This is a genomic window from Lentzea sp. NPDC006480 (assembly GCF_040611995.1).
Taxonomy (GTDB): domain Bacteria; phylum Actinomycetota; class Actinomycetes; order Mycobacteriales; family Pseudonocardiaceae; genus Lentzea.
Window position 1 is genome coordinate 31,504 of sequence record NZ_JBEXPJ010000042.1, and the last position, 20,196, is coordinate 51,699.

A 20,196-nucleotide genomic window follows, 5' to 3' on the forward strand; every position below is an offset into this window, starting at 1 on the left:
AGGGAAAACGGCAGCACTCTGCCAGCATGAGCTCGATGCCTAGGGGAGAACGTCCACTGGACGAGGGCGACAGCCCGCTGTTGCGGTTCGCCGGAGATCTGCGCCGACTGCGCGCCGAGGCGGGCGGCCCGCCGTACCGGGAGCTGGCCCGGAAAGCGCATTTCTCGGTCACCACGCTGTCCGAGGCCGCGGCCGGGCGGAAGCTGCCGGGCCTCGACGTCACGTTGGCGTACGTCCGGGCGTGCGGCGGCGACGAGAGCGCGTGGCAACAACGCTGGCACGAGGTCGACGAGAGCCTGTTCCAGGCCAGGGTCAGCCCGTCGCCGTACGTGGGCCTGAGCGCGTTCACGAGAGAAGACGCCGACCGCTTCTTCGGTCGCGAGAAGCTCACCAACGCACTCAGAGAACGCCTGGAGACGCAGCCCTTCCTCGCGGTGTTCGGCGCGTCCGGCGAAGGCAAGTCGTCGCTGCTCAAAGCCGGTCTGGCGCAACACTTCGGCAACCCGGTCAGCTGCACACCCGGCACCGACCCGGACGCCTCGATCGCCGACGCCCTCGCGAAGAACCCCGACCTGCTGATCGTCGACCAGTTCGAGGAGCTCTTCACCCTGTGCGAGGACCCGGTCCAGCGCCAGGCGTTCCTCGACCTGCTCCTGAACGCCCCGTGCAAGACCGCGATCGCGATCAGGTCCGACTTCTACCCGCACTGCTCGCAGCACCCCGACCTGGCCGAAGCGCTCACCGACGCCCAGGTCCTGATCGGCACGATGACCCCGGACGAACTGCGCCGCGCGATCACCCAGCCCGCCGCGACGGTGAACTGCACGGTCGAGGGCGCCCTGCTCACGACCCTGATCGCCGAGGCGACGGGCCGCAGCGGCGTGCTCCCGCTGGTCAGCCACGCCCTGCTGGAGACCTGGCACCGCAAGCGCGGCAACATCCTCACCGTCGGCGCGTACAAAGCGGCCGGCGGCATCGACGGCGCACTCGCCCAGAGCGCCGAGACCGCCTACGCCGAGCTGACCGAGGACCAGCGGCTGCGAGCCCGCCAGCTGCTGCTCAGGCTCGCCGCGGACGGCACGAAACGCCCGGTCCCGCGCAGCGAGGTGATCGGCGACGAGGTCCTCGACGTGCTGGCCGACGCCCGGCTGGTCACGATCGGCGAGAACACCGTCGAGGTCACCCACGAGGCGCTCTTCCGCGCCTGGCCACGCCTCGCCGCCTGGCTCGACGAGGACCGCGAAGGCCTCAAGACCCACCGCAGGCTCACCGAGGCCGCCCGCCTGTGGGAGGAGCTCGACCACGACTCGGGCGCGCTCTACCGCACTGTGAGGCTCGCGGAAGCCACCGACTGGGCCGCCCGCACCGAACCCGCCCTCACCAAGACCGAGGACGCGTTCCTGACCGCGTCGAAGAACCTCTCTCGCCGACGCACACGGCGCCTGCGCTGGGCCGCGGCCGGCCTGATCGCCCTCGTCCTCGCCACCACCGCGAGCGCCGTCACCGCTTCCCGGCAACGCGCCGAGGTCGAACGGCTCGGCCGCGTCACGCAGTCGCAGCAACTCGCCGCACTCTCCGCCGCGCTGATGGCCAGCAACCCGGACGAGTCCGCCCGCAAGGCGTTGGAGGCGTACCAGACCTCTCCGACCCAGGAAGCCCGCAGCCAGGTCCTCAGCGCCGCGTTCAGCCGCCAGCGCGAGATCAAGATCAGCGGCCACGGCGTGGTGACCGGCAACGGCCTGATCGCGGTCGGGACCGAACACGGCGCCCAGCTCTACGACGGCACCACCCTCGCCCACGTCGCCGACCTGCCGACGAACGGTTCGGTGTTCGGGCTCCACATCGCACGAGACGGCCGCATCGCCGTCGCCGACCCGACCGGCAAGGTCACGCTCAGGTCCACTCCCCGCAGCGAGCCGGAGGTGCTCCGCGAGAAAGGCGACCAGACCGCGCTCGCCTTCACCGACGACGGCCGCGAGCTGATCGTGGGTGGCCAGATCTGGGACCTGGCCACCCGCAGGATCCGCGCGGAGCTGCCGATCGGCACGGTCCCCCGCCGCCTCGACGTCCACGGCGACACCCTCGCGGTCTACGGCCACGACCTGGTGACCCTGTGGAGCATCAGCAAGGCCCAGCAGATCGGCGGCTTCACGATCACCGGCCGGATCAGCGACCTGAAGCTGTTCTCCCAGGACCAGGCCGTGGTCGGCATCATGGACGGCCCGATCCAGCTCTGGAACACCGCCACCGGCAAGCAGATCAAGGACCTCGCCCCGCTCGCGTCCCCGGTCTTCCTGGAGGCCAACGCCGACCGCACGGTCCTCGCCGCCCTCGGCATGGGCCAGGACGAGATCCGGCTGTGGGACCTGGTGCACGACACCGCTCTCCCCACGCTGCGGATGGACGGCCTCAAGCTGGACGTGGCCTTCACCTCCGACAACCGCCTGGTCGTGCTCACCGACATGAGCCTGCGCGTGTGGTCGCGTGGAAGTGTGCCGATGGCTTCGGCTCACTCCGTGCGGGCACTCACCGTCGAGCAGGATGGGACCGTTCTCACGTTCGACGACGGAGGCTTCATCGAACGCCGCAACGCCGGGATGTGGGCTGTCAGCAGGGTCGCCACCGGCGTGACAGACCGTTCCGCTGCCGCGTTCAGCCGGGACGGGAAGTGGCTCGCCACCACCGGAAACGGCGAGAAACTCGCGGTCAGGGACGTGGCCGACGGCAAGGTGGTCCGTTCGCTGGGCAGGTCCGACAGCGAGACGGTCACCGCGCTGACCCGCGCGTGGACGGTCGAGCCCGAACCGTCGTCCGTGCAGGTCGGCAGCGTCTTCGGCGGCACTCCCAGCGCGATCGCGCTCGGCCGCTCCGACCACGAGCTCGTGGTCGGTTCGGAGACCGGCGTGGTCGCCATCCGGGACACCGGCACCTGGGACACCACAGGACTCGGCAAGGTGCACGACGGCGCGGTGCGCGCGCTCGCCCTGTCACCGGACAAGCGCACTCTCGCGACCGGCGGCGACGACGGCCTCATCACGCTGCGGGACACCACGACGTGGCAGAGGATCGCCGAGCTCCGCGGCCACACGAACGGCGTGACGGCGCTGGAGTTCAGCCCTGACTCCACCCGGCTTGTGAGTGGTGGCAAGGACAAGAACGTCGTCGTCTGGGACGTCAACGAGCACAAGGCGTGGGCGACCCTCACCGGCCACGGGCAGGGCGTCACGCACGTCGCGTGGATGCCCGACGGCCGCGCTGTGGTGTCGGCCGGGGCGGACGCGGTGATCAAGTGGCCGCTCGACGTGGAAACCGCGCTGCGAGCACTGGCTTGATCCGTTGTTCGTGGTCGGGCCCGCGAACGTCGTACAACGGATCCCGGACAACAACCCTCTGACCAGCACGCACTCTGCCAGCATGAGTGCGATGCCTAGAGGGGAACGTCCGCTGGACGACGGCGACAGTCCGCTGTTGCTGTTCGCCGCGGACCTGCGACGACTGCGGACCAACGCGGGACTGCCGAGCTATCGGGAGCTGTCCCGGCGCGCGCATTTCTCGGCGAGCACGCTCTCCGAGGCGGCGGGTGGCCGGAAGCTGCCGGGTCTCGACGCGACGCTCGCGTACGTCCGCGGGTGCCACGGCGACGAGAGCGCGTGGGAGCAACGCTGGCACGACGTCGCCGTGGCGATGGCGCAAAGCAGGTCTGCCAACGACGGGCCGTCGCCGTACGTGGGCCTGAACCCGTTCACGAGAGAAGACGCGGACAGGTTCTTCGGCCGGGAAGCACTGACCCACACGTTGCTCGACCGCCTCGAACGCCAGCGGTTCCTCGCGGTGTTCGGGGCGTCGGGCGAGGGCAAGTCGTCATTGCTCCGGGCGGGTCTCGCGGCGAAGTTCGAGCGTTCGGTGATCTGCACGCCCGGCCACGACCCGGACGCGGCCATCGCCGAGGCGCTCGACCGGCACCCCGACCTGCTGGTCGTCGACCAGTTCGAGGAGCTCTTCACGCTGTGCGACGACGAGGTGCAACGGGCGGCGTTCCTCGACGCGCTGCTCTCCGCCGACTGCCGCCGCGTGATCGCGATCCGGTCCGACTTCTACCCGAACTGCGCGCAGTACCCGAAGCTCGCCGACGCACTCACGGACGCACAGGTGCTTCTCGGCACGATGACACCCGACGAGCTGCGGCGCGCCATCACACAACCCGCCGCCACCGTCGGCTGCACGGTCGAAACGGCCCTGTTGACCACCCTCGTGGCAGAGGCGGCGGGACGCAGCGGCGTGCTCCCCCTCGTCTCGCACGCACTGCTCGAAACGTGGCATCGCCGGCGCGGCAACACGTTGACCCTCACCGGTTACCAGGCCGCAGGTGGCATCCAGGGCGCGCTCGCCCAGAGCGCCGAAGCCGCGTACGCCTCCCTCGACGAAGACCAGCAACGCCTCGCCAAGCAGCTCCTGCTCCGCCTCAGCATCGACGGCACCAAACGCCCGATCCCGCGCCAGGACGTCGTCGGCGAGGAAGTCCTCGACGTCCTCGCCGAGACCAGGTTGATCACCGTCGACGAGCACACCGTCGAGGTGACGCACGAGGCGCTGTTCCTGGCCTGGCCGCGGCTGCGGGCGTGGCTGGACGAGGACCACGAGGGACTGCGCACCCACCGCAGGCTCACCGACGCCGCCCGCACGTGGCAGGAGCTGGGCCGCGACACCGACTCGCTCTACCGGACGGGAAGGCTCGCCGAGACGACCGAGTGGATCGCCCGCGCGACGCCGGAGCTGACCGCCACCGAAAGCGAGTTCATCGGCGCCTCGAAGGCCCGCGAACGCCGTCGTTCCCGCCGCGTGCGCTGGATCGCGGCCGGCCTCACCGCACTCCTGGTCGCCACCACGGCGACCGCTGTCGTGGCGGTGCGGCAACGCCGTGAGGTCGACCGGCTGGAGCTCGTGCGGAAGTCGCAGGAGCTCACCGCCCAGTCCGAGGCCTTGGCGGGAAGCGACCCGAAGCGCGCCGGACAGCTCGCGGCCGAGGCGTACCAGGCCTACCCGACGCCGGAAGCCCGCGGCCGGGTGTTCAGCGCAGCCGCCGCCGGGGTCAGGAACCGCACGCTCACCCTCGCCGACGCGGGGATGGGCCGCACGCTCGACGTCAAGGACATGTGGGCCTTCGACCTCGGTAGCGGCACCACCATCAGCCTCTCCAGCGGGCTCGGCATCCAGCAGTACAACGCCGTCAGCCTCGAACCGATCCGCTGGATCCCGAGCGGCGACGAGACCAGCTACGTCTTCAGCTGGGACCAGGCACCGGACGGCCGGATCGTCATGTCCCTGGGCAACGGCCGCGTCCTGCTGTGGCCCGCCCCGGACGCCCGGCCCGTCGAGCTCACCCGGACCAGGTCGCCGGTCGGCACGGCCTTCACCGCGGACGGCCACTCGCTGCTGGTCGGCGGCACGATGTGGGACCTCGACACCCGGCAGCCGCGGTTCGAGCTGCCGGTCGGCGCGATCACCGGCCCGTTCACGCTGCAGGGCGACACGCTCGCGCTCGCGTCGAACGGCTCGGTCGCGTTGTGGAACCTCACCAGCAGGCAGCGGACCGGCGGTTTCGTGGTCGGCTCCGGCGAGATCACCAGGCTGAAGCTGCTGCCGGGCGGCAAGATCGCCCTGGTGGCGACCAACGACGGCGTCGTGCAGCTGCGGGACATCGCGAGCGGCGCGGTCACCTCGACGCTGCCCACCCACTCGGGCGCCGCGATGTCGCTCAACCTCAAGGACGACGGCAGCGTGCTGGTCTCGGCCGGCCTGGACGGCCAGGTGCACCTGTGGGACATGGCCCGCGGCAGCCTGATCGCCACCCTCGCGGTCGGCGAGCCGGTGTTCAGCACCCAGTTCGCCGCGGACGGATCACTCGTCCTGCTCACCGAGCACGCCCTGCGCTTCTGGCCCGCCCGCAACGTCCCGATGACGTCCGGCCGGGCCGTGCGCGCGCTGGGAGTCGACTCCGACGGCGTCGTGGTGACCCTCGACGACGCCGGTGTGCTCGAACGCCGGGACTCCTCGCTGCGGCTGGTGCACCAGGTCGACACGGGCGTCGTGCAACGCGCCTCCGGCCGGTTCAGCCCTGACCTGAAGCAGGTCGTGACCGGCGCGCCGTTGTCCGTGCGCGACGCCGACACCGGCAGGCCCGTCACGACGCTCGACACCCTCGGCTTCCCCGCCGACGGACGGCCACCGGTGGCGATGGCGTTCGACGGCAAGGCACTGCTGACGGTGGGCGGCGACGTGCCGGACGGCGTGTGGCACGTCGGGGACAAGTCGCCGCCTCAGCTGATCGGAGGCTTGAGCTGGGGCGCGCGCACGTCCGCGACGTTCGGCAAGGACGAGCACGAGATCGTGATGGGTCGCGACGACGGCAACGTGAGCGTGCGCAGCACGACGACGTTCGACGAGACCGCGTTCCAGAGCCCGCACAAACGGCCCGTGCGCGCGATGGCCGTCTCACCGGACAAGAAGATGCTCGCGACCGGCGACGACGACGGCCTGATCGCGTTGTGGGACACCGCGACGTGGCGGCAGGTCGGTGAGCTGCGCGGCCACACGCAGGCGGTGACGGCGCTGGAGTTCAGCCCCGACTCGTCCCGGCTCGCGAGTGGCGGCCGGGACCAGGACGTCATCGTGTGGGACGTGGCGAGCCGCACGCTGTGGGCGGCCCTGCGCGGGCACACCCAGGCCGTCACGCACCTGGCGTGGCGGCCGGACGGCTCGACGGTGGTCTCGGCGGGCACCGACTCGTTGTCGGTGTGGGGCCTGGGGGTGGACCAGGCCCTCGACGCGATTCGCTAGCGGACGAGGTCCTTGCGGAGCTCACGCGGCAGGGCGAAGGCGATCTTCTCGTTCGCCGTGGTGATCTCCTCGACCTCGCCGAACCCGTGGGACTCCAGGAACTTCAGCAGCTCCATCACCAGGATGTCCGGCACCGACGCGCCCGACGTGACGCCCACGGTCTCGACGCCCTCGAGCCACGCCAGGTCGACCTCCTTGGCGTAGTCGATCAGGTACGAGGCCTTGGCGCCGTGCTGCAGCGCGACCTCGACCAGCCGGACCGAGTTGGAGGAGTTCTTCGAGCCCACGACGAGCACCAGGTCGCACGACGGCGCCATCGTCTTCACCGCGGTCTGGCGGTTCGAGGTGGCGTAGCAGATGTCGTCGGACGGCGGGTCCTGCAGTTCGGGGAAGCGGTCCTTGAGCTGCCGGACCCGCACCATGGTCTCGTCGACCGAGAGCGTGGTCTGGGACAGCCAGATGACCTTGTTCGGGTCGCGGACCTCGACCTTCGCCGCGTCCTCGGCGGTGTCGACGAGCTTCACGTGGTCCGGGGCCTCGCCGGCGGTGCCCTCGACCTCTTCGTGGCCCTCGTGGCCGATCAGGAGGATGTCGTAGTCCTCCTTGGCGAACCGCACGGCTTCCTTGTGCACCTTCGTCACCAACGGGCAGGTGGCGTCGATGGTGCGCAACGAGCGGTTTGCGGCCTCCTCGTGCACGGCCGGCGACACGCCGTGCGCTGAGAACACCACGAGAGCGCCCTCAGGAACCTCGTCCGTCTCGTTGACGAAGATGGCACCGCGGTCGGACAGCGTCTCCACGACGTACTTGTTGTGGACGATCTCCTTGCGCACGTAGACGGGAGCGCCGTACTTCTCGAGGGCGAGCTCGACCGTCTCCACGGCACGATCAACGCCCGCGCAGTAACCACGCGGCTTCGCCAACAGGACTCGCTTGGGCATGCCCCCAGGGTACCCAGGGCGTTCCGTCGCATTCTCAGCGCTGTTACGGCAGGCTTACGGGCATGAAGCCACTGCCATTGGGTGTCCGCGTCGCCGCTGGACTCGCGGTGACCGCCCTCGAACAGGCGCGCAGGCTGCCGCAGCAGCTCGCCGGACTCCCCCTCACGGTGGTCAGCGAGGCGATGCAGTTGTCCATGCGCGTGCAGCAGCATGTGACCGAACTCGCCATCAGGGGCGACGACGTCCTGTCTGGACTGAGGCCCGCGGAGGAAGAGCCGGAGTGGGCGACGTTCGACGAGGACGGCGAGGTCGACGTGACCGTCGCGGCTGAGGAGCCGGCCGACGACCCGTGGGAGGAAGAGGAACGGGCGATCGCCGAGGTGCCCGAGTTCCTGCCGATGTACGACGAGCTGTCGATCGCCCAGCTGCGCGCCCGCCTGCGCAACCTCGACGTGGCTCAGCTGGAGGAACTGCTGAGCTACGAGAAGGCGCACGAGGCCCGGCCCGAGTTCGTGGGCATGCTCAACCGCAGGATCGCGACGGTCAAGAATCAGTGACTGAGGGAAAATCCACGCCGGAGAACCCCTGGCCGGTGCGGACGGTCGCCCGCAAGCTGCTCGACTGGATCAACCGGCTCGGCGAGCTCTGGGTCGAGGGCCAGGTCACGCAGCTGAACGCGCGCAGCTCCACGGCGTTCCTGACGCTGCGCGACCCGAGCGTCGACATGTCGATGTCGATCACCGCCAACGCGTCGCTGGTGCGTGAGCTGCAGCTCACCGAGGGCAGCCGGGTGATCGTCCACGGGAAGATCAGCTTCTACCCGAACCGGGGCACGCTGTCGCTCCGCGCGGACGACATCCGCGCGGTGGGCATCGGTGAGCTGCTCGCGCGCATCGAGCGCCTGCGCAAGCTGCTGCACGCCGAGGGCCTGTTCGACCCGCGCCGCAAGCGCCGTCCGCCGTTCCTGCCGCAGAAGATCGGTCTCATCACCGGTCGCGCTTCGGCAGCCGAACGAGACGTGCTCACGAACGCGCGGAACCGTTGGCCCGCAGCACATTTCCGCGTCATCAACGTCGCCGTGCAGGGCCCGATGGCGGTCACCCAGGTGATGACCGCGCTGTCCACTCTGGAACGGGACCCCGAGTGCGACGTGATCATCATCGCCCGCGGTGGCGGCAGTGTGGAGGACCTGCTGCCGTTCTCCGACGAGGCGCTGTGCCGGGCGGTCTCCCAGTGCCGCACGCCGGTGCTGTCCGCGATCGGCCACGAACCGGACACCCCGCTGCTCGACCACGTCGCGGACCTGCGTTGTTCGACGCCGACCGACGCAGGCAAACGGGTGGTTCCGGATGTCGCTGAAGAGAGTGAACGCGTCCGCCAGATGCGCGACCGCGGCCGGCGCGCACTGCACGGCTGGGTCGACCGCGAGCGGAAACTGCTCGACGCTCTGCGCTCCCGACCAGTACTTTCGGACCCTTACGGTCCACTGGAACGCCGTGCCGAGGAAGTGAAACGTCTTCGCGACCAGAGCCGTAGGGCCGTCACGCAACGTCTCGATCGGGAAGACGTCCACCTGTCCGGGACGAAAGCCCGCTTGACGACCCTCGGACCAGCCGCCACGCTGGCGCGCGGATACGCCGTTGTGCAACTCGTCACACCTGACGGGCCCGACGGCGTGTTGCGTTCTGTGTCGGACGCGCCGAGCGGAACACAGCTGCGGGTACGCGTCGTTGACGGAGCAGTGGGAGCAGTGGTCACCAGTGCGGAAGGGGGAGGTACCGATGATGCGTGATGCCGTGTTCCTGCCCCTGACCATGGAGGCGGCCGGCAACTGCACCTCGGGACTGCGGACGAAGGCGGAGGCGGCGAACCGCGCCGCGGCGGAGTGCTGGACGGCGATGGTGGGCGACTGCGACACCAAGAGCCGCCGCACGCTGATCCTCACGCTGCACGACCTGAGCGAAGCCACCGCCGGCACGGTCCAGTACCGGCGCGTCGCGGAGGCCGAGGCGCTCATCGACGAGGCCGTGCGAGAGGGTGACGGCGAAGAGTTCGCGGAGGCGCTCGTCGGATACGACCTGGCCGTCGCGACCGTGTTGAGCCGCCTGAGGAGCCAGTCCGCGTGAGTTCGGAAACCACCCAAAACGGAACTCCACTGGGTTACGAAGCCGCCCGCGACGAACTGGTCGAGGTCGTCCGCAAGCTGGAGGCCGGTGGCCTGTCGCTGGAGGACTCACTCGCCCTGTGGGAACGCGGTGAGGTGCTCGCCAAGACGTGTGAGCAGCATCTCGCCGGTGCGCGCGAGCGAATCGATGCAGCTCTCGCTGTGGTCGAGGAGGACGTTTCCGAGGCGTGATCCCGTGCAAGGATTCAGAATGCCGATCACAAACCCGGCACGCTGAGTAGTCGCATGGAGGCGCGCAATGGTGAACACCCCCGCGGAACGACGTCGCGAAGCCCCGGACCGGAACCTGGCGTTGGAGCTCGTGCGCGTCACCGAGGCAGCGGCCATGGCCGCCGGCCGGTGGGTGGGACGCGGCGACAAGAACGGCGGTGACGGCGCCGCGGTCGACGCGATGCGCAAGCTGATCCACACCGTGTCGATGCGCGGTGTCGTGGTCATCGGCGAGGGCGAGAAGGACGAAGCGCCGATGCTGTTCAACGGCGAAGAGGTCGGCAACGGCGAGGGTCCGGACTGCGACGTCGCGGTCGACCCGATCGACGGCACCACGCTGATGGCCAAGGGCATGCCGAACGCGCTGGCCGTGCTGGCCGTGGCCGAGCGCGGGGCGATGTTCGACCCTTCCGCCGTGTTCTACATGGAGAAGCTCGCCGTGGGCCCGGAGGCGGCCGACGTCATCGACATCACCGCGCCGATCGCGGAGAACATCCGCCGCGTCGCGAAGGCCAAGCACAGCGACGTGTCCGACGTGAACGTGTGCATCCTGGACCGGCCCCGGCACGAGTCGATCGTCGCCGAGGTGCGCAAGGCCGGTGCGCGCATCCACTTCATCTCCGACGGCGACGTGGCGGGCGCGATCGCGGCGGCACGTCCGACGTCGGGCGTGGACATGCTCATCGGCATCGGTGGCACGCCGGAGGGCATCATCGCGGCGGCGGCGCTGAAATGCGTCGGTGGCGCGATCCAGGGCCGGTTGTGGCCCAAGGACGACGAAGAGCGCGAGAAGGCGATCGGTGCGGGCCACGACCTGTCGCGCGTGCTCACTACGAACGATCTCGTGTCGGGTGACAACGTCTTCTTCTGCGCCACGGGCGTGACCGATGGAGACCTTCTGCGCGGCGTGCACTACCGGGCAGGTGGCTGCACGACGCAGTCCATCGTCATGCGATCCAAGTCCGGCACCGTGCGCATGATCGACGGCTTCCACAGCCTGCACAAGCTGCGCGAATACGCCTCGGTGGACTTCGACCTGCCCGAGGACGTGCAGCAGCCGCTGCCCTGATTGTCCTATTTGCTGTGAACTGTCAACGCACGGTGACCAGACGAGTGACCCTAGTGACGATGTGACCTTCGTCCCTAGTTTCCTGTCCTGACCCCGGCAACCCTGCGCCGGGTTCAGGAAAGGACTCAACGATGAGGGCACGTTCGTTGTTCTCCGCAATCGCCGTGGCCGCGGGCGCTCTGCTCGCCTCGGCCGCAGCGGCCACCGCGGCTCCCGCCCCGACCGCCGACGGCGACATGGGCACGATGATCGTCGGTGGGACCAACGCGTCTCAGGTCTACCCGTTCATGGTGTCGCTGCAGAGCACCTCCGGCAGCCACTTCTGCGGCGCCTCGCTGATCAAGGCCAACTGGGTCGTGACGGCGAAGCACTGCGTCGCCGGACAGTCCGCGGGCTCGATCCGCACCCGGATCGGCACCACGAACCGCACCAGCGGCGGCACCACGACCGGCGCCTCGCGGATCATCACGCACCCGTCAGCCGACCTGGCGCTGGTGCAGCTCAACACGTCGGTCAGCCAGGCCCCGATCGCGATCTCCGCGGCGTCCGGCCCGGTCGGCACCGCGACCCGCATCATCGGCTGGGGCCAGACCTGCCCGGTCCGCGGCGGCTGTGGTGCTCCGGTGACCCTGCAGGAGCTCAACACGTCGATCGTCGCGGACAGCCGTTGCGCCGGCATCGCGGCCGCGTCGGAGATCTGCACGAACAACACCGGTGGCAACAAGGGCGCCTGCTACGGCGACTCGGGTGGCCCGCAGGTGAAGTCCGTGTCCGGCCGCTGGGAGCTCATCGGCGCGACCAGCCGTTCCGGTGGTGGCTCCACCTGCGCGACCGCTCCGTCGATCTACGTGGACGTCTCGTACTACCGCTCCTGGGTGAGCACGAACGTCGGCGGTCTGTAGTCAGCCGGTAAACGCATTCCGAGGGCCCGTCTCCCAACTGTTACCGGAGGCGGGCCCTCCGCTTTGCAACCTGAGTGATCCTCCGGTCGTCTACTTCGGCAAGGGATGAATCACTGAGGGGGTGCGCGATGCGGATGCTGCTCGTGGCGGTCGCGTTGATGTCGGTGGCAGGGTGCGCGCAGGGGGCCGTGCACGCGGAAACTCCTACAGCGCCACCATCTTCTTCATCACCTGCCGCAACGTCTTCGTCGTCCGTGGCACTTTCTTCTTCAGAGACGCCACCTCCGCCGCCGCCACCCCCGCCACCCGCTCCGGTCGTGAAGCCGACGCCGTGCGACATCAGCGACGGCGCGTGCATCCAGCTCTCCACGAACCAGTCGTGGATCCTGCGCGGCGACAAGATCGCGTACGGCCCGGTGCAGATCACCAGTGGCCGCAAGGGTTACGAGACACCGCTGGGCAAGTTCCCGGTGCTGCGCAAGGTGAAGGACGAGTGGAGCCGCCCGTACGACGGGCCCATGCCGTGGTCGACGTACTTCACCGACAGCGGTATCGCGTTCCACGAAGGCTCGCTGACCGTTCCGTCGCACGGCTGCATCCACCTGGATCCCACCGCCGCCCAGTACTACTTCCAGAACCTCTCGATCGGCGAGACGGTTCAGGTGGTTGCATAAGTGGATGATTCAGATCACCTGGTAGTGGTTACTCCACTACTGAGGGGTGATGTGAGATGCGAGTTCTCATCGCGACGGTGCTCCTGATCCTCGGATTCGCGGTACCCGCGCAAGCTGCGGGCGGTTGCACCGTCTACAACGGAGCGTGCCTGGAGAAGGGCGCGAACCGCGCCTGGCTGGTCTACAACGGCGCTGTGAGCTACGGCCCGGTCCCGATCAGCCACGGCAAGCCGGGGTACGAGACCCCGGTCGGCATGTTCTCCGTGCTGCGCAAGGTGAAGAACGACTGGAGCGTTCCCTACAACGGCCCGATGCCGAACGCGGTGTACTTCACCACGACCGGCATCGCGTTCCACCAGGGTGACGTCAACGTTCCGTCGCACGGCTGCGTGCACGTCCCGGCCGACGCGTCGGTGGTGTTCTTCGACAACCTGGCCATCGGCGAGAAGGTTCAGGTGCTTCCTTGATTGATGACTGTCCATCGGCCTCGCCGGTCGCGTCCCAGCACGGACACGCGACCGGCGAGGCCGGTGGGCAGCCTGTGATCGGCCGAGCCTACGGGCCGAGGAGTTTCCGCACCGTCGCCTCGATGCCGTCCACCCTCTTCAGCGCGGTCTCGTGGTCAGCTCCGTCGTCCTCCCGCGCGAGCGTGTAGATCACCCCGCCCGCGCTGACGATGTGGTCGGGCACCCACACGATCCCACGCTCTGCCAACAGGTCCGCGACTCCGTCCTCGGTGAGCTGGTTGTTGGCGGGACCGACGATCAGCGCAACGTCCAGGTCCCGCACCACTTCCGGGCTCAGCACCCCGCCCACCGCAGCGGGCACGAGCACGTCGGCCTTCGTCCGGTAGGCCTGCTCCGGCGGAACCCAGCCGAACTCCCCCGTCCGCTTGCTCTCGTCGACGTCGGAAACGATCACCTCAGCACCTTCGAGACCCTGCGCGACCAGCTGCCCCACCGAGCCGAACCCGCTGATGACGACCTTCCTCCCGGCGAGGTCCGGCGTCCCGAACACGTGCTGCGCCGCCGCTTTGAGCGCGGCCAGCACACCCCGCGCCGTCGGCCCGCTCGACGAACCGGTGCCGCCGTGCTCCGCAGGCAGGCAGTAGGCGTGCGGGGTGCGTTCCCTGAGCACGAGCATGTCCTGCGGCCCGGTGCCGACATCAGGCCCCGCGAGGTAGGCACCGTCGAACTCGTTGATCAGATCAGCGTGGTCGAGCAGGACGGCACGCCTGAGCTCCGGCGTCAGCTCGCGGTCGACCACGATCACGCTTTTGGCTCCACCGTGCGGAATTCCGGCGCCCGCGCACTTGAGCGTCATCGCCTTCGACAGCCGCAGCACGTCCGTGACGGCGTCCGTGATCTCCGGGTACGCCTTCATCCGGCAGCCACCGACCGCGGGCCCGGCCGCGGTCGAGTGCAGCGCGACCATCGTGGTCATCCCCGACCGCCGCCCGGTGCGCACGACGAGCTGCTCGTGTTCCCACATCTGCGTTCCTCCCGAACTTCCGCCACCATTCGGGTTCGAAGTTAGGGTGAACGCCAGCGGTTTCACCGCCCCGCCGAACATCATTCGATCTGGAGCCGCAGGGAGCGAGATGGACGAACTTGATTCGGCGATCGTGCGGGAACTGCAGCGCGATGCCCGGCAGTCGAACCGCGACATCGCCCGCAAGGTCGGCGTCGCCCCGTCCACCTGCCTGGAACGCACCCGGCTGCTGCGCGAACGCGGTGTGATCCGCGGCTACCACGCCGACATCGCCCCGGCCGCGCTGAACCGCGGCGTGCAGGCGCTGGTGTCGGTGCAGGTCCGGCCGCTGAGCCGGATGGTGATCGACGCGTTCAAGACCTTCGCGGCCGGGTTGCCCGAGGTGACGGCGGTGTTCGTGATGGCGGGCAGCGACGACTTCGTGATCCACGTGGGCGCACAGGACAACGAGCACCTGCACGCGTTCCTGGTGGACCGGTTGAGCCAGCGCAAGGAGATCGTCGGCTGGCGGACGTCGATCATCTTCCAGCACTTGGCGAACCACGACCCGGCCCCGCTGCCGGCCACCTAGCAGCGACGCGCTTCTAGTCACACCGCTCGTCGAACTCCTTCGGCGAGCGCCACTTGTAGTGGTAGAGCGTCTTGCCGTCGTCCAGTTCGTCGAGGGTGAAGACCTCTTCACTGGCATGAGTCCGCTCGTCGTAGGCGATCACGACGTTGACCGGCTGCTGCGGATCCGGTCGCCGGTAAGGGATCGTCTCCACCGCGCCCTGCGGCGTCTGCCCGACCTCGACCGAGGTCAGCGCGGTGGGCGTGGGGAAGTCGAGCTGCCAGATCCTCGGCTCGTTCTCGTCGTAGGTGTCCCCCTCGACCACCACGAACGCGATCTGGACGAGCTTCTCGGTCTCCCGGTCGCAGTTGGCGTAAACGATCTCGACACCGCCGTGCGGACCCGTCCGCACGGCGTACGGCGGCCAGTCGGCACAGCCCCCCAGGAACAGGCAGGCCGCGAGCACGGCCAAAATTCTCGCCATGCTCGCGGATCCTGCCAGCCGCGATCAGCTCGCGTCGCTGGAATGCCCGGGAAAGAGGTGGGCGGACGGGTTGAGCAGGACCGCGATGTTGTTGACCGCCGTCGCCGCCTCCCCGAACCCGGTGGCGATGAGCTTGACCTTGCCGGGGTACTGCGCGACGTCGCCCGCCGCGTAGACCCGGTCGAGCTTGGTCTTCATCGTGGTGTCGACGACGACCGCGCGGTGGTCGAGCTCCAGGCCCCACGACTCGATCGGTCCGAGGTCGGCCGTGAACCCGAGCGCCGCGACAACCGTCTGCGCGGGCAACGTCTTCACGTCCTCGCCCTTGACCTTGATGTCCACTTCGGACAGCGACTCGCCGCGCAGGGCCAGCACCTCGGCGTCGGTGATGATCTCGACGCCGAGCTCCCGCACCTGCCGCACGGTGGCGGCGTGCGCGCGGAAGTTGGCCCTGCGGTGCACGATCGTGACGCTCGCCGCGATCGGGTGCAGTGCCAGCGCCCAGTCGAACGCCGAGTCGCCACCGCCGACGATCACGACGTGCTGCCCCGCGTGCTCAGCAAGCACCGGCACGAAGTGCACCATGCCCCGGCCCAGCCAGCCGTCGCCGGCGGGCAGCGGGCGCGGGTTGAACTCGCCCATGCCCGCCGTGATCAGCACGGCCTTGGTGTTGATCGTCGAACCGTCCGCGAGTCCGATCGTCAGACCGTCCTCTGTGGACTCAAGCGTGCGGGCCTGGCTGCCGAGCAGGTAGGTCGGCTTGAACTGCCCTGCCTGCTCCACCAGACCGTTGACGAGGTCGCGCCCGCGCACCGCGGGGAACCCGGCCACGTCGTAAATCATCTTCTCCGGATACATCGCGGTGACCTGGCCGCCAGGTTCTGGCAGCGCGTCGACCACGGCGACGTTCATTTCCCGGAAGCCTGCGTAGTAAGCGGCGAACAACCCCGTGGGACCAGCGCCCACGATGAGGAGGTCGACGTCACGCTCCATGAGACGGCCCTTCTGCCAGTGGTGGGTGGCAGTGCTGTGATCGACGATAGAGACTCGGAGGTATGTCTGAACAGGAGTACCGCGTCGAGCACGACACGATGGGTGAGGTCCGGGTACCGGTCGATGCATTGTGGCGCGCCCAAACCCAACGCGCGGTCGAGAACTTCCCGATTTCCGGTCGAGGCCTGGAACGCGCCCAGATCAGGGCCCTGGGCCTGCTCAAGGCAGCGGCGGCCCGGGCCAACGCCCGCCTCGGCGTGTTGGACGACGACGTGGCCTCGGCGATCGCCTCCGCCGCCGACGACGTGGCCGCCGGCAAGTGGGACGACCAGTTCCCGGTCGACGTCTTCCAGACAGGTTCCGGCACGTCCTCGAACATGAACGCCAACGAGGTCATCGCCACCCTGGCGACTCGTGCGCTGGGCCGCGACGTCCACCCGAACGACCACGTCAACGCCTCGCAGTCGTCCAACGACACCTTCCCCACGACCCTGCGCGTGGCCGCCACCGAGGCCGTCGTGCAGGACGTCGTCCCGGCGTTCGAGCATTTGGCTGCGGTCCTGGAGTCGCGCGCTGGCGAGTGGGCTGACCTGGTCAAGTCCGGCCGCACCCACCTCATGGACGCCGTGCCGATCACCCTGGGCCAGGAAGCCGGCGCCTGGGCCGCCCAGGTCCGCTACTCCGTCGAACGCCTCTGGTCCTCGGTCCCACGCCTGGCCGAACTGCCCATCGGCGGCACCGCGGTCGGCTCGGGCCTGAACGCGCCGCTGGACTTCGGCGCCCTGGTGGCCACCGAACTGGCCTCCGCCACCGGCCTCCCCCTGGCCGAAGCCCGCGACCACTTCGAGGCTCAAGCCACCCAGGACGGCGTCGTGGAGATGTCGGGCCAGCTGCGAGCCTCGGCCGTGGCGTTGTTCAAGATCGCCAACGACCTCCGCTGGCTCGGCTCCGGCCCCCGCACGGGCCTGGGCGAACTGGCCCTCCCCGACCTCCAGCCCGGTTCGTCGATCATGCCGGGCAAGGTCAACCCGGTGATCTCCGAAGCCACGATGATGGTCGTGGCCCAGGTGATCGGCAACGACGCCGCCGTCGCGTTCGCGGGCTCCCAGGGCAACTTCCAGCTGAACGTGATGCTGCCGGTCATCGCCCGCAACGTCCTGGAGTCCTCGCGTCTGCTGGCCGCCGTGGCCCGTCTGCTGGCCGACAAGGTCCTCTTGGGCACCGAGGCTCAGGCTTCGCAGATGCGCGAGTACGCCGAGTCGTCGCCGTCGATCGTCACGCCGCTGAACCGCTACCTGGGCTACGAGGAGGCTGCGTCGATCGCCAAGCAGTCGCTGAAGGAGCGCAAGACGATCCGCGAGGTGGTGCTGGAACGCGGCCACGTGCCGTCGAAGTTGAGCGAGGAGCAGCTCGACGCCGCGCTCGACGTCCTGCACATGGCCCGCGGCGGCCGCTGAACGCTTGAATCCGGTGCCGGGCAACCCGGCACCGGGTCAGGAGTACATCGCGACACTCGTCGCGCCCGCGATTCCGGTTCATGTGCAGGGTCCCCTGGAAGTTCGTCCGTCCTGTAAGCCGCCAGCGACGATTCCATGGCAAGCCCTACAAACCACACTTGTTTTCCAGTACGGCCCGCTAGTCCGGACAGGTGACATACACCCGTTTGTGTAACAGGCCGACACGTCTCCACGTATATATGCATAACCCATCTAGAACGGCGAGACGGAGCCCGCGCGTGACCAGCGGCTATGATGCAGATCCGATCTTTCAGGCCACCCCGCGCCAGATCGACAACCTGATCCATCGGATCCACGACGGCTCACTCACGATTCCAGATTTCCAACGCGACTTCACATGGGAACCGAAGCGGACCCAAGAGCTCCTGCGGTCGGTCATGTCACGCTATCCCGCCGGAACACTGTTGTTCTGGGCGATGGGCAGCGACAGCAGCTCCTTCGGCTGGCGACCCGTAGCCGGAGCACCTGGGAAGGCATCAGCTCCACAGGAACTGATTCTGGACGGACAGCAGCGGCTGACCTGCCTCTACCGAGCCTTGAACGACCGCGGCGACGAGCGCTTCTATCTACGGCTGTCCGTACTAGTAGACCGGACGGCCGGCAGGGTTCTCACGCCAACCGAAATCGACTTCGACAAGGCGATCTTCTGGCGCGATAAAGGACCGAAAGACGACGGGTTCCTTGAGAAGCCAGAAGCCCAGTACGAAAATGAAGTCTTCCCGCTGCACAAGCACCGGGAGTTTGACGAGTGGCTTGACAACTACATCAGCAACAAACATGGAAAGATCGACGTCGATGCGACCAAACGATTGTATCGGCAAGTTCGCGACCAGTTTCTGACGCCGCTCAAGTCGTACGGTTTTCCAGTCGTCACGTTGCCAGCGTCAACGTCGGTCGACGCGGTGTGCAACGTCTTTGAGACGCTGAATAAAACGGGCAAGCCCCTTGGCGCCTTTGAGCTGCTCACCGCCAAGCTGTACCCGAAGAACGTGAAACTGCGCGATCTGTGGGCTGATGCGCTGGCCACGCACGAGACCCTCAACGACTTCGGAATCGAGCCATATAGCGTCATGCAGGCCGTCGCTCTCCGCTCGCACCGCTCCGCTCAGCGTTCAACAGTGCTTACGCAGGTAACCGCCGCAGACGTGAAAGATCACTGGGACAGCTGCGTCCGCGGCTACGCAAGGGTGCTCGACCTCCTAGCCTCAGATTGTGGAGTGATCAGCTCGAAGTGGCTCCCGTACTCCATGCTGCTCGTACCGATGGCCGCAGTGTGGGAAGACGTGATGCAGCTCAAGGGACCGGTCCGGCAGACTGCCATCGACAGGCTCAAGCAGTACTTCTGGTGCACCGTCTTCACTTCGAACTTCGATCAGGGCGCGAACAGCCAAGCTGGCGCGGACTACATCAAACTGGCTGAGTGGGTCAAAGACCCTATTGCTTCCGCGCCGGAAGCAATAGAAACGTTGCACATCAGCGCCTCCGTCTTGGCGACCGCCACGACTCGACGCAAGGCGATTTACGCTGGGCTCATCGCGCTGAGCGTCCAGAGCGGCGCACGCGACTTCCACACCGGCGAGAAGCTGACACCAGAACGCCTCCGTCAGCACCGAATTGACTCTCACCACGTCTTCCCCAAGGCGTACCTTGGCAACGCACCCAAGAAGACCGTCAAGCAGCTAAGCCCTGAGTTGGCGCTCAATCGGGTACTGCTTGACCCGACGACCAACAAGACGATCGCCAAGAATGCTCCGAGTGCCTACCTCGCAACCCTCGAAGGCACAATCGCCTCCGACAGCATATCTGAAATCTTCGACTCACATCTCGTCAGCGACGACGCAGTCGACGCACTTCGCAAGGACGACTACGCGGGGTTCGTCCGTAGCCGGCTGGAGGACGTGATTCAGCAGATTGAGCACGTAACCCAACGCCCGGTGACCCGAGACGACGACGGCTTACTGAACGAGAAGGACGACTAGGAGTACATCGCGAGCCAGATGGCGATGTTGTGAACGCCGTCATCTCGTGACCTGCGGGTTGGTGGCTGAAACACGCGTCTACCAGCGAGAACATGTCTCGACAGTTCTCGCTGGTTTTCGTCCTTTCCGGACTCCGACGGCCTGTAGACGGCCTGGGAGTTGATCAGTGCTGCGGTTGGCTGGTGCGCGGAAGATCAGGACTGGATTGGCGAGGCAGCGGAACACGGGCGTCAGACCGGTCGGCTCCGCGACCGTCACCGTGATCTTGGGAAGCGATGTTGCGGCCTGCGCGACGACAACCAGACGGCTGCACTTGATCGTCATCAGGGCCTCCATCTCGTAGCGACCCCACAGAGCGAGCTGG

17 protein-coding genes are annotated in these 20,196 nt (G+C 68.1%); 13 read left to right on the forward strand and 4 right to left on the reverse strand.

The window, feature by feature from the left end; genetic code table 11:
• Window positions 1-26 precede the first annotated feature (26 nt).
• Complete coding sequence (locus ABZX92_RS18890; RefSeq protein ID WP_355560620.1) at window positions 27-3,332, forward strand: hypothetical protein; 3,306 nt, start codon at window positions 27-29, stop codon at window positions 3,330-3,332.
• A gap of 91 nt (window positions 3,333-3,423) precedes the next feature.
• A complete protein-coding gene (locus ABZX92_RS18895; protein ID WP_355560623.1) occupies window positions 3,424-6,837 on the forward strand; it encodes an AAA family ATPase in 3,414 nt (1,137 codons plus the stop codon).
• Here ABZX92_RS18895 and ABZX92_RS18900 read toward each other — a convergent pair.
• Window positions 6,834-7,778, reverse strand: coding sequence for a 4-hydroxy-3-methylbut-2-enyl diphosphate reductase (locus ABZX92_RS18900; RefSeq protein WP_355560625.1), 945 nt, complete (start codon window positions 7,776-7,778; stop codon window positions 6,834-6,836). The genes ABZX92_RS18895 and ABZX92_RS18900 overlap by 4 nt on opposite strands.
• Window positions 7,779-7,840: 62 nt before the next feature.
• Between ABZX92_RS18900 and ABZX92_RS18905 the strand changes: the two genes are divergently transcribed.
• The 8 genes from ABZX92_RS18905 to ABZX92_RS18940 all read left to right on the forward strand — a co-directional run bounded on the left by ABZX92_RS18905 (window position 7,841) and on the right by ABZX92_RS18940 (window position 13,285).
• The gene (locus tag ABZX92_RS18905) at window positions 7,841-8,335 is read left to right on the forward strand and encodes a lipid droplet-associated protein (protein WP_355560628.1); all 495 of its coding nucleotides are present in this window, start codon (window positions 7,841-7,843) and stop codon (window positions 8,333-8,335) included.
• Complete coding sequence (gene xseA, locus ABZX92_RS18910) at window positions 8,332-9,570, forward strand: exodeoxyribonuclease VII large subunit (protein WP_355560630.1); 1,239 nt, start codon at window positions 8,332-8,334, stop codon at window positions 9,568-9,570. The genes ABZX92_RS18905 and xseA overlap by 4 nt, the downstream gene beginning before the upstream one ends.
• The gene (locus ABZX92_RS18915) at window positions 9,560-9,904 is read left to right on the forward strand and encodes a sugar ABC transporter substrate-binding protein (RefSeq protein WP_355560633.1); all 345 of its coding nucleotides are present in this window, start codon (window positions 9,560-9,562) and stop codon (window positions 9,902-9,904) included. The genes xseA and ABZX92_RS18915 overlap by 11 nt, the downstream gene beginning before the upstream one ends.
• Complete coding sequence (locus ABZX92_RS18920; RefSeq protein WP_355560636.1) at window positions 9,901-10,134, forward strand: exodeoxyribonuclease VII small subunit; 234 nt, start codon at window positions 9,901-9,903, stop codon at window positions 10,132-10,134. The genes ABZX92_RS18915 and ABZX92_RS18920 overlap by 4 nt, the downstream gene beginning before the upstream one ends.
• Before the next feature lie 67 nt (window positions 10,135-10,201).
• On the forward strand, window positions 10,202-11,242 hold the full coding sequence (gene glpX / locus ABZX92_RS18925; RefSeq protein WP_355560639.1) for a class II fructose-bisphosphatase: 1,041 nt from the start codon (window positions 10,202-10,204) through the stop codon (window positions 11,240-11,242).
• 131 nt (window positions 11,243-11,373) lie between these two features.
• Window positions 11,374-12,144, forward strand: coding sequence for a serine protease (locus ABZX92_RS18930; protein ID WP_355560642.1), 771 nt, complete (start codon window positions 11,374-11,376; stop codon window positions 12,142-12,144).
• A 317-nt stretch (window positions 12,145-12,461) separates the two neighbouring features.
• Window positions 12,462-12,818, forward strand: coding sequence for a L,D-transpeptidase (locus tag ABZX92_RS18935; protein WP_355560645.1), 357 nt, complete (start codon window positions 12,462-12,464; stop codon window positions 12,816-12,818).
• A 56-nt stretch (window positions 12,819-12,874) separates the two neighbouring features.
• Window positions 12,875-13,285, forward strand: coding sequence for a L,D-transpeptidase (locus tag ABZX92_RS18940; RefSeq protein ID WP_355560647.1), 411 nt, complete (start codon window positions 12,875-12,877; stop codon window positions 13,283-13,285).
• Window positions 13,286-13,373: 88 nt separating this feature from the next.
• On the opposite strand, the gene ABZX92_RS18945 is transcribed toward ABZX92_RS18940, so the two are convergent.
• Window positions 13,374-14,309 carry a Glu/Leu/Phe/Val dehydrogenase dimerization domain-containing protein gene (locus ABZX92_RS18945; protein WP_355560650.1) on the reverse strand — a complete coding sequence of 312 codons (936 nt, stop codon included), beginning with the start codon at window positions 14,307-14,309 and terminating at the stop codon, window positions 13,374-13,376.
• 109 nt (window positions 14,310-14,418) lie between these two features.
• Between ABZX92_RS18945 and ABZX92_RS18950 the strand changes: the two genes are divergently transcribed.
• Window positions 14,419-14,880 carry an Lrp/AsnC family transcriptional regulator gene (locus tag ABZX92_RS18950; protein ID WP_355560653.1) on the forward strand — a complete coding sequence of 154 codons (462 nt, stop codon included), beginning with the start codon at window positions 14,419-14,421 and terminating at the stop codon, window positions 14,878-14,880.
• A gap of 13 nt (window positions 14,881-14,893) precedes the next feature.
• On the opposite strand, the gene ABZX92_RS18955 is transcribed toward ABZX92_RS18950, so the two are convergent.
• Both ABZX92_RS18955 and ABZX92_RS18960 read right to left on the reverse strand, forming a co-directional pair.
• A complete protein-coding gene (locus tag ABZX92_RS18955; protein ID WP_355560656.1) occupies window positions 14,894-15,343 on the reverse strand; it encodes a hypothetical protein in 450 nt (149 codons plus the stop codon).
• A 24-nt stretch (window positions 15,344-15,367) separates the two neighbouring features.
• Window positions 15,368-16,336: an NAD(P)/FAD-dependent oxidoreductase gene (locus tag ABZX92_RS18960; RefSeq protein ID WP_355560659.1), complete on the reverse strand. Its 969-nt coding sequence runs from the start codon at window positions 16,334-16,336 to the stop codon at window positions 15,368-15,370.
• A gap of 62 nt (window positions 16,337-16,398) precedes the next feature.
• Here ABZX92_RS18960 and ABZX92_RS18965 point away from each other — a divergent pair, with 62 nt between their 5' ends.
• Both ABZX92_RS18965 and ABZX92_RS18970 read left to right on the forward strand, forming a co-directional pair.
• A complete protein-coding gene (locus ABZX92_RS18965) occupies window positions 16,399-17,793 on the forward strand; it encodes a class II fumarate hydratase (RefSeq protein ID WP_355560662.1) in 1,395 nt (464 codons plus the stop codon).
• 278 nt (window positions 17,794-18,071) lie between these two features.
• Entirely contained in the window at window positions 18,072-19,832 is a 1,761-nt protein-coding gene (locus ABZX92_RS18970) for a DUF262 domain-containing protein (protein WP_355560665.1), read from the forward strand.
• Window positions 19,833-20,196 lie beyond the last annotated feature (364 nt).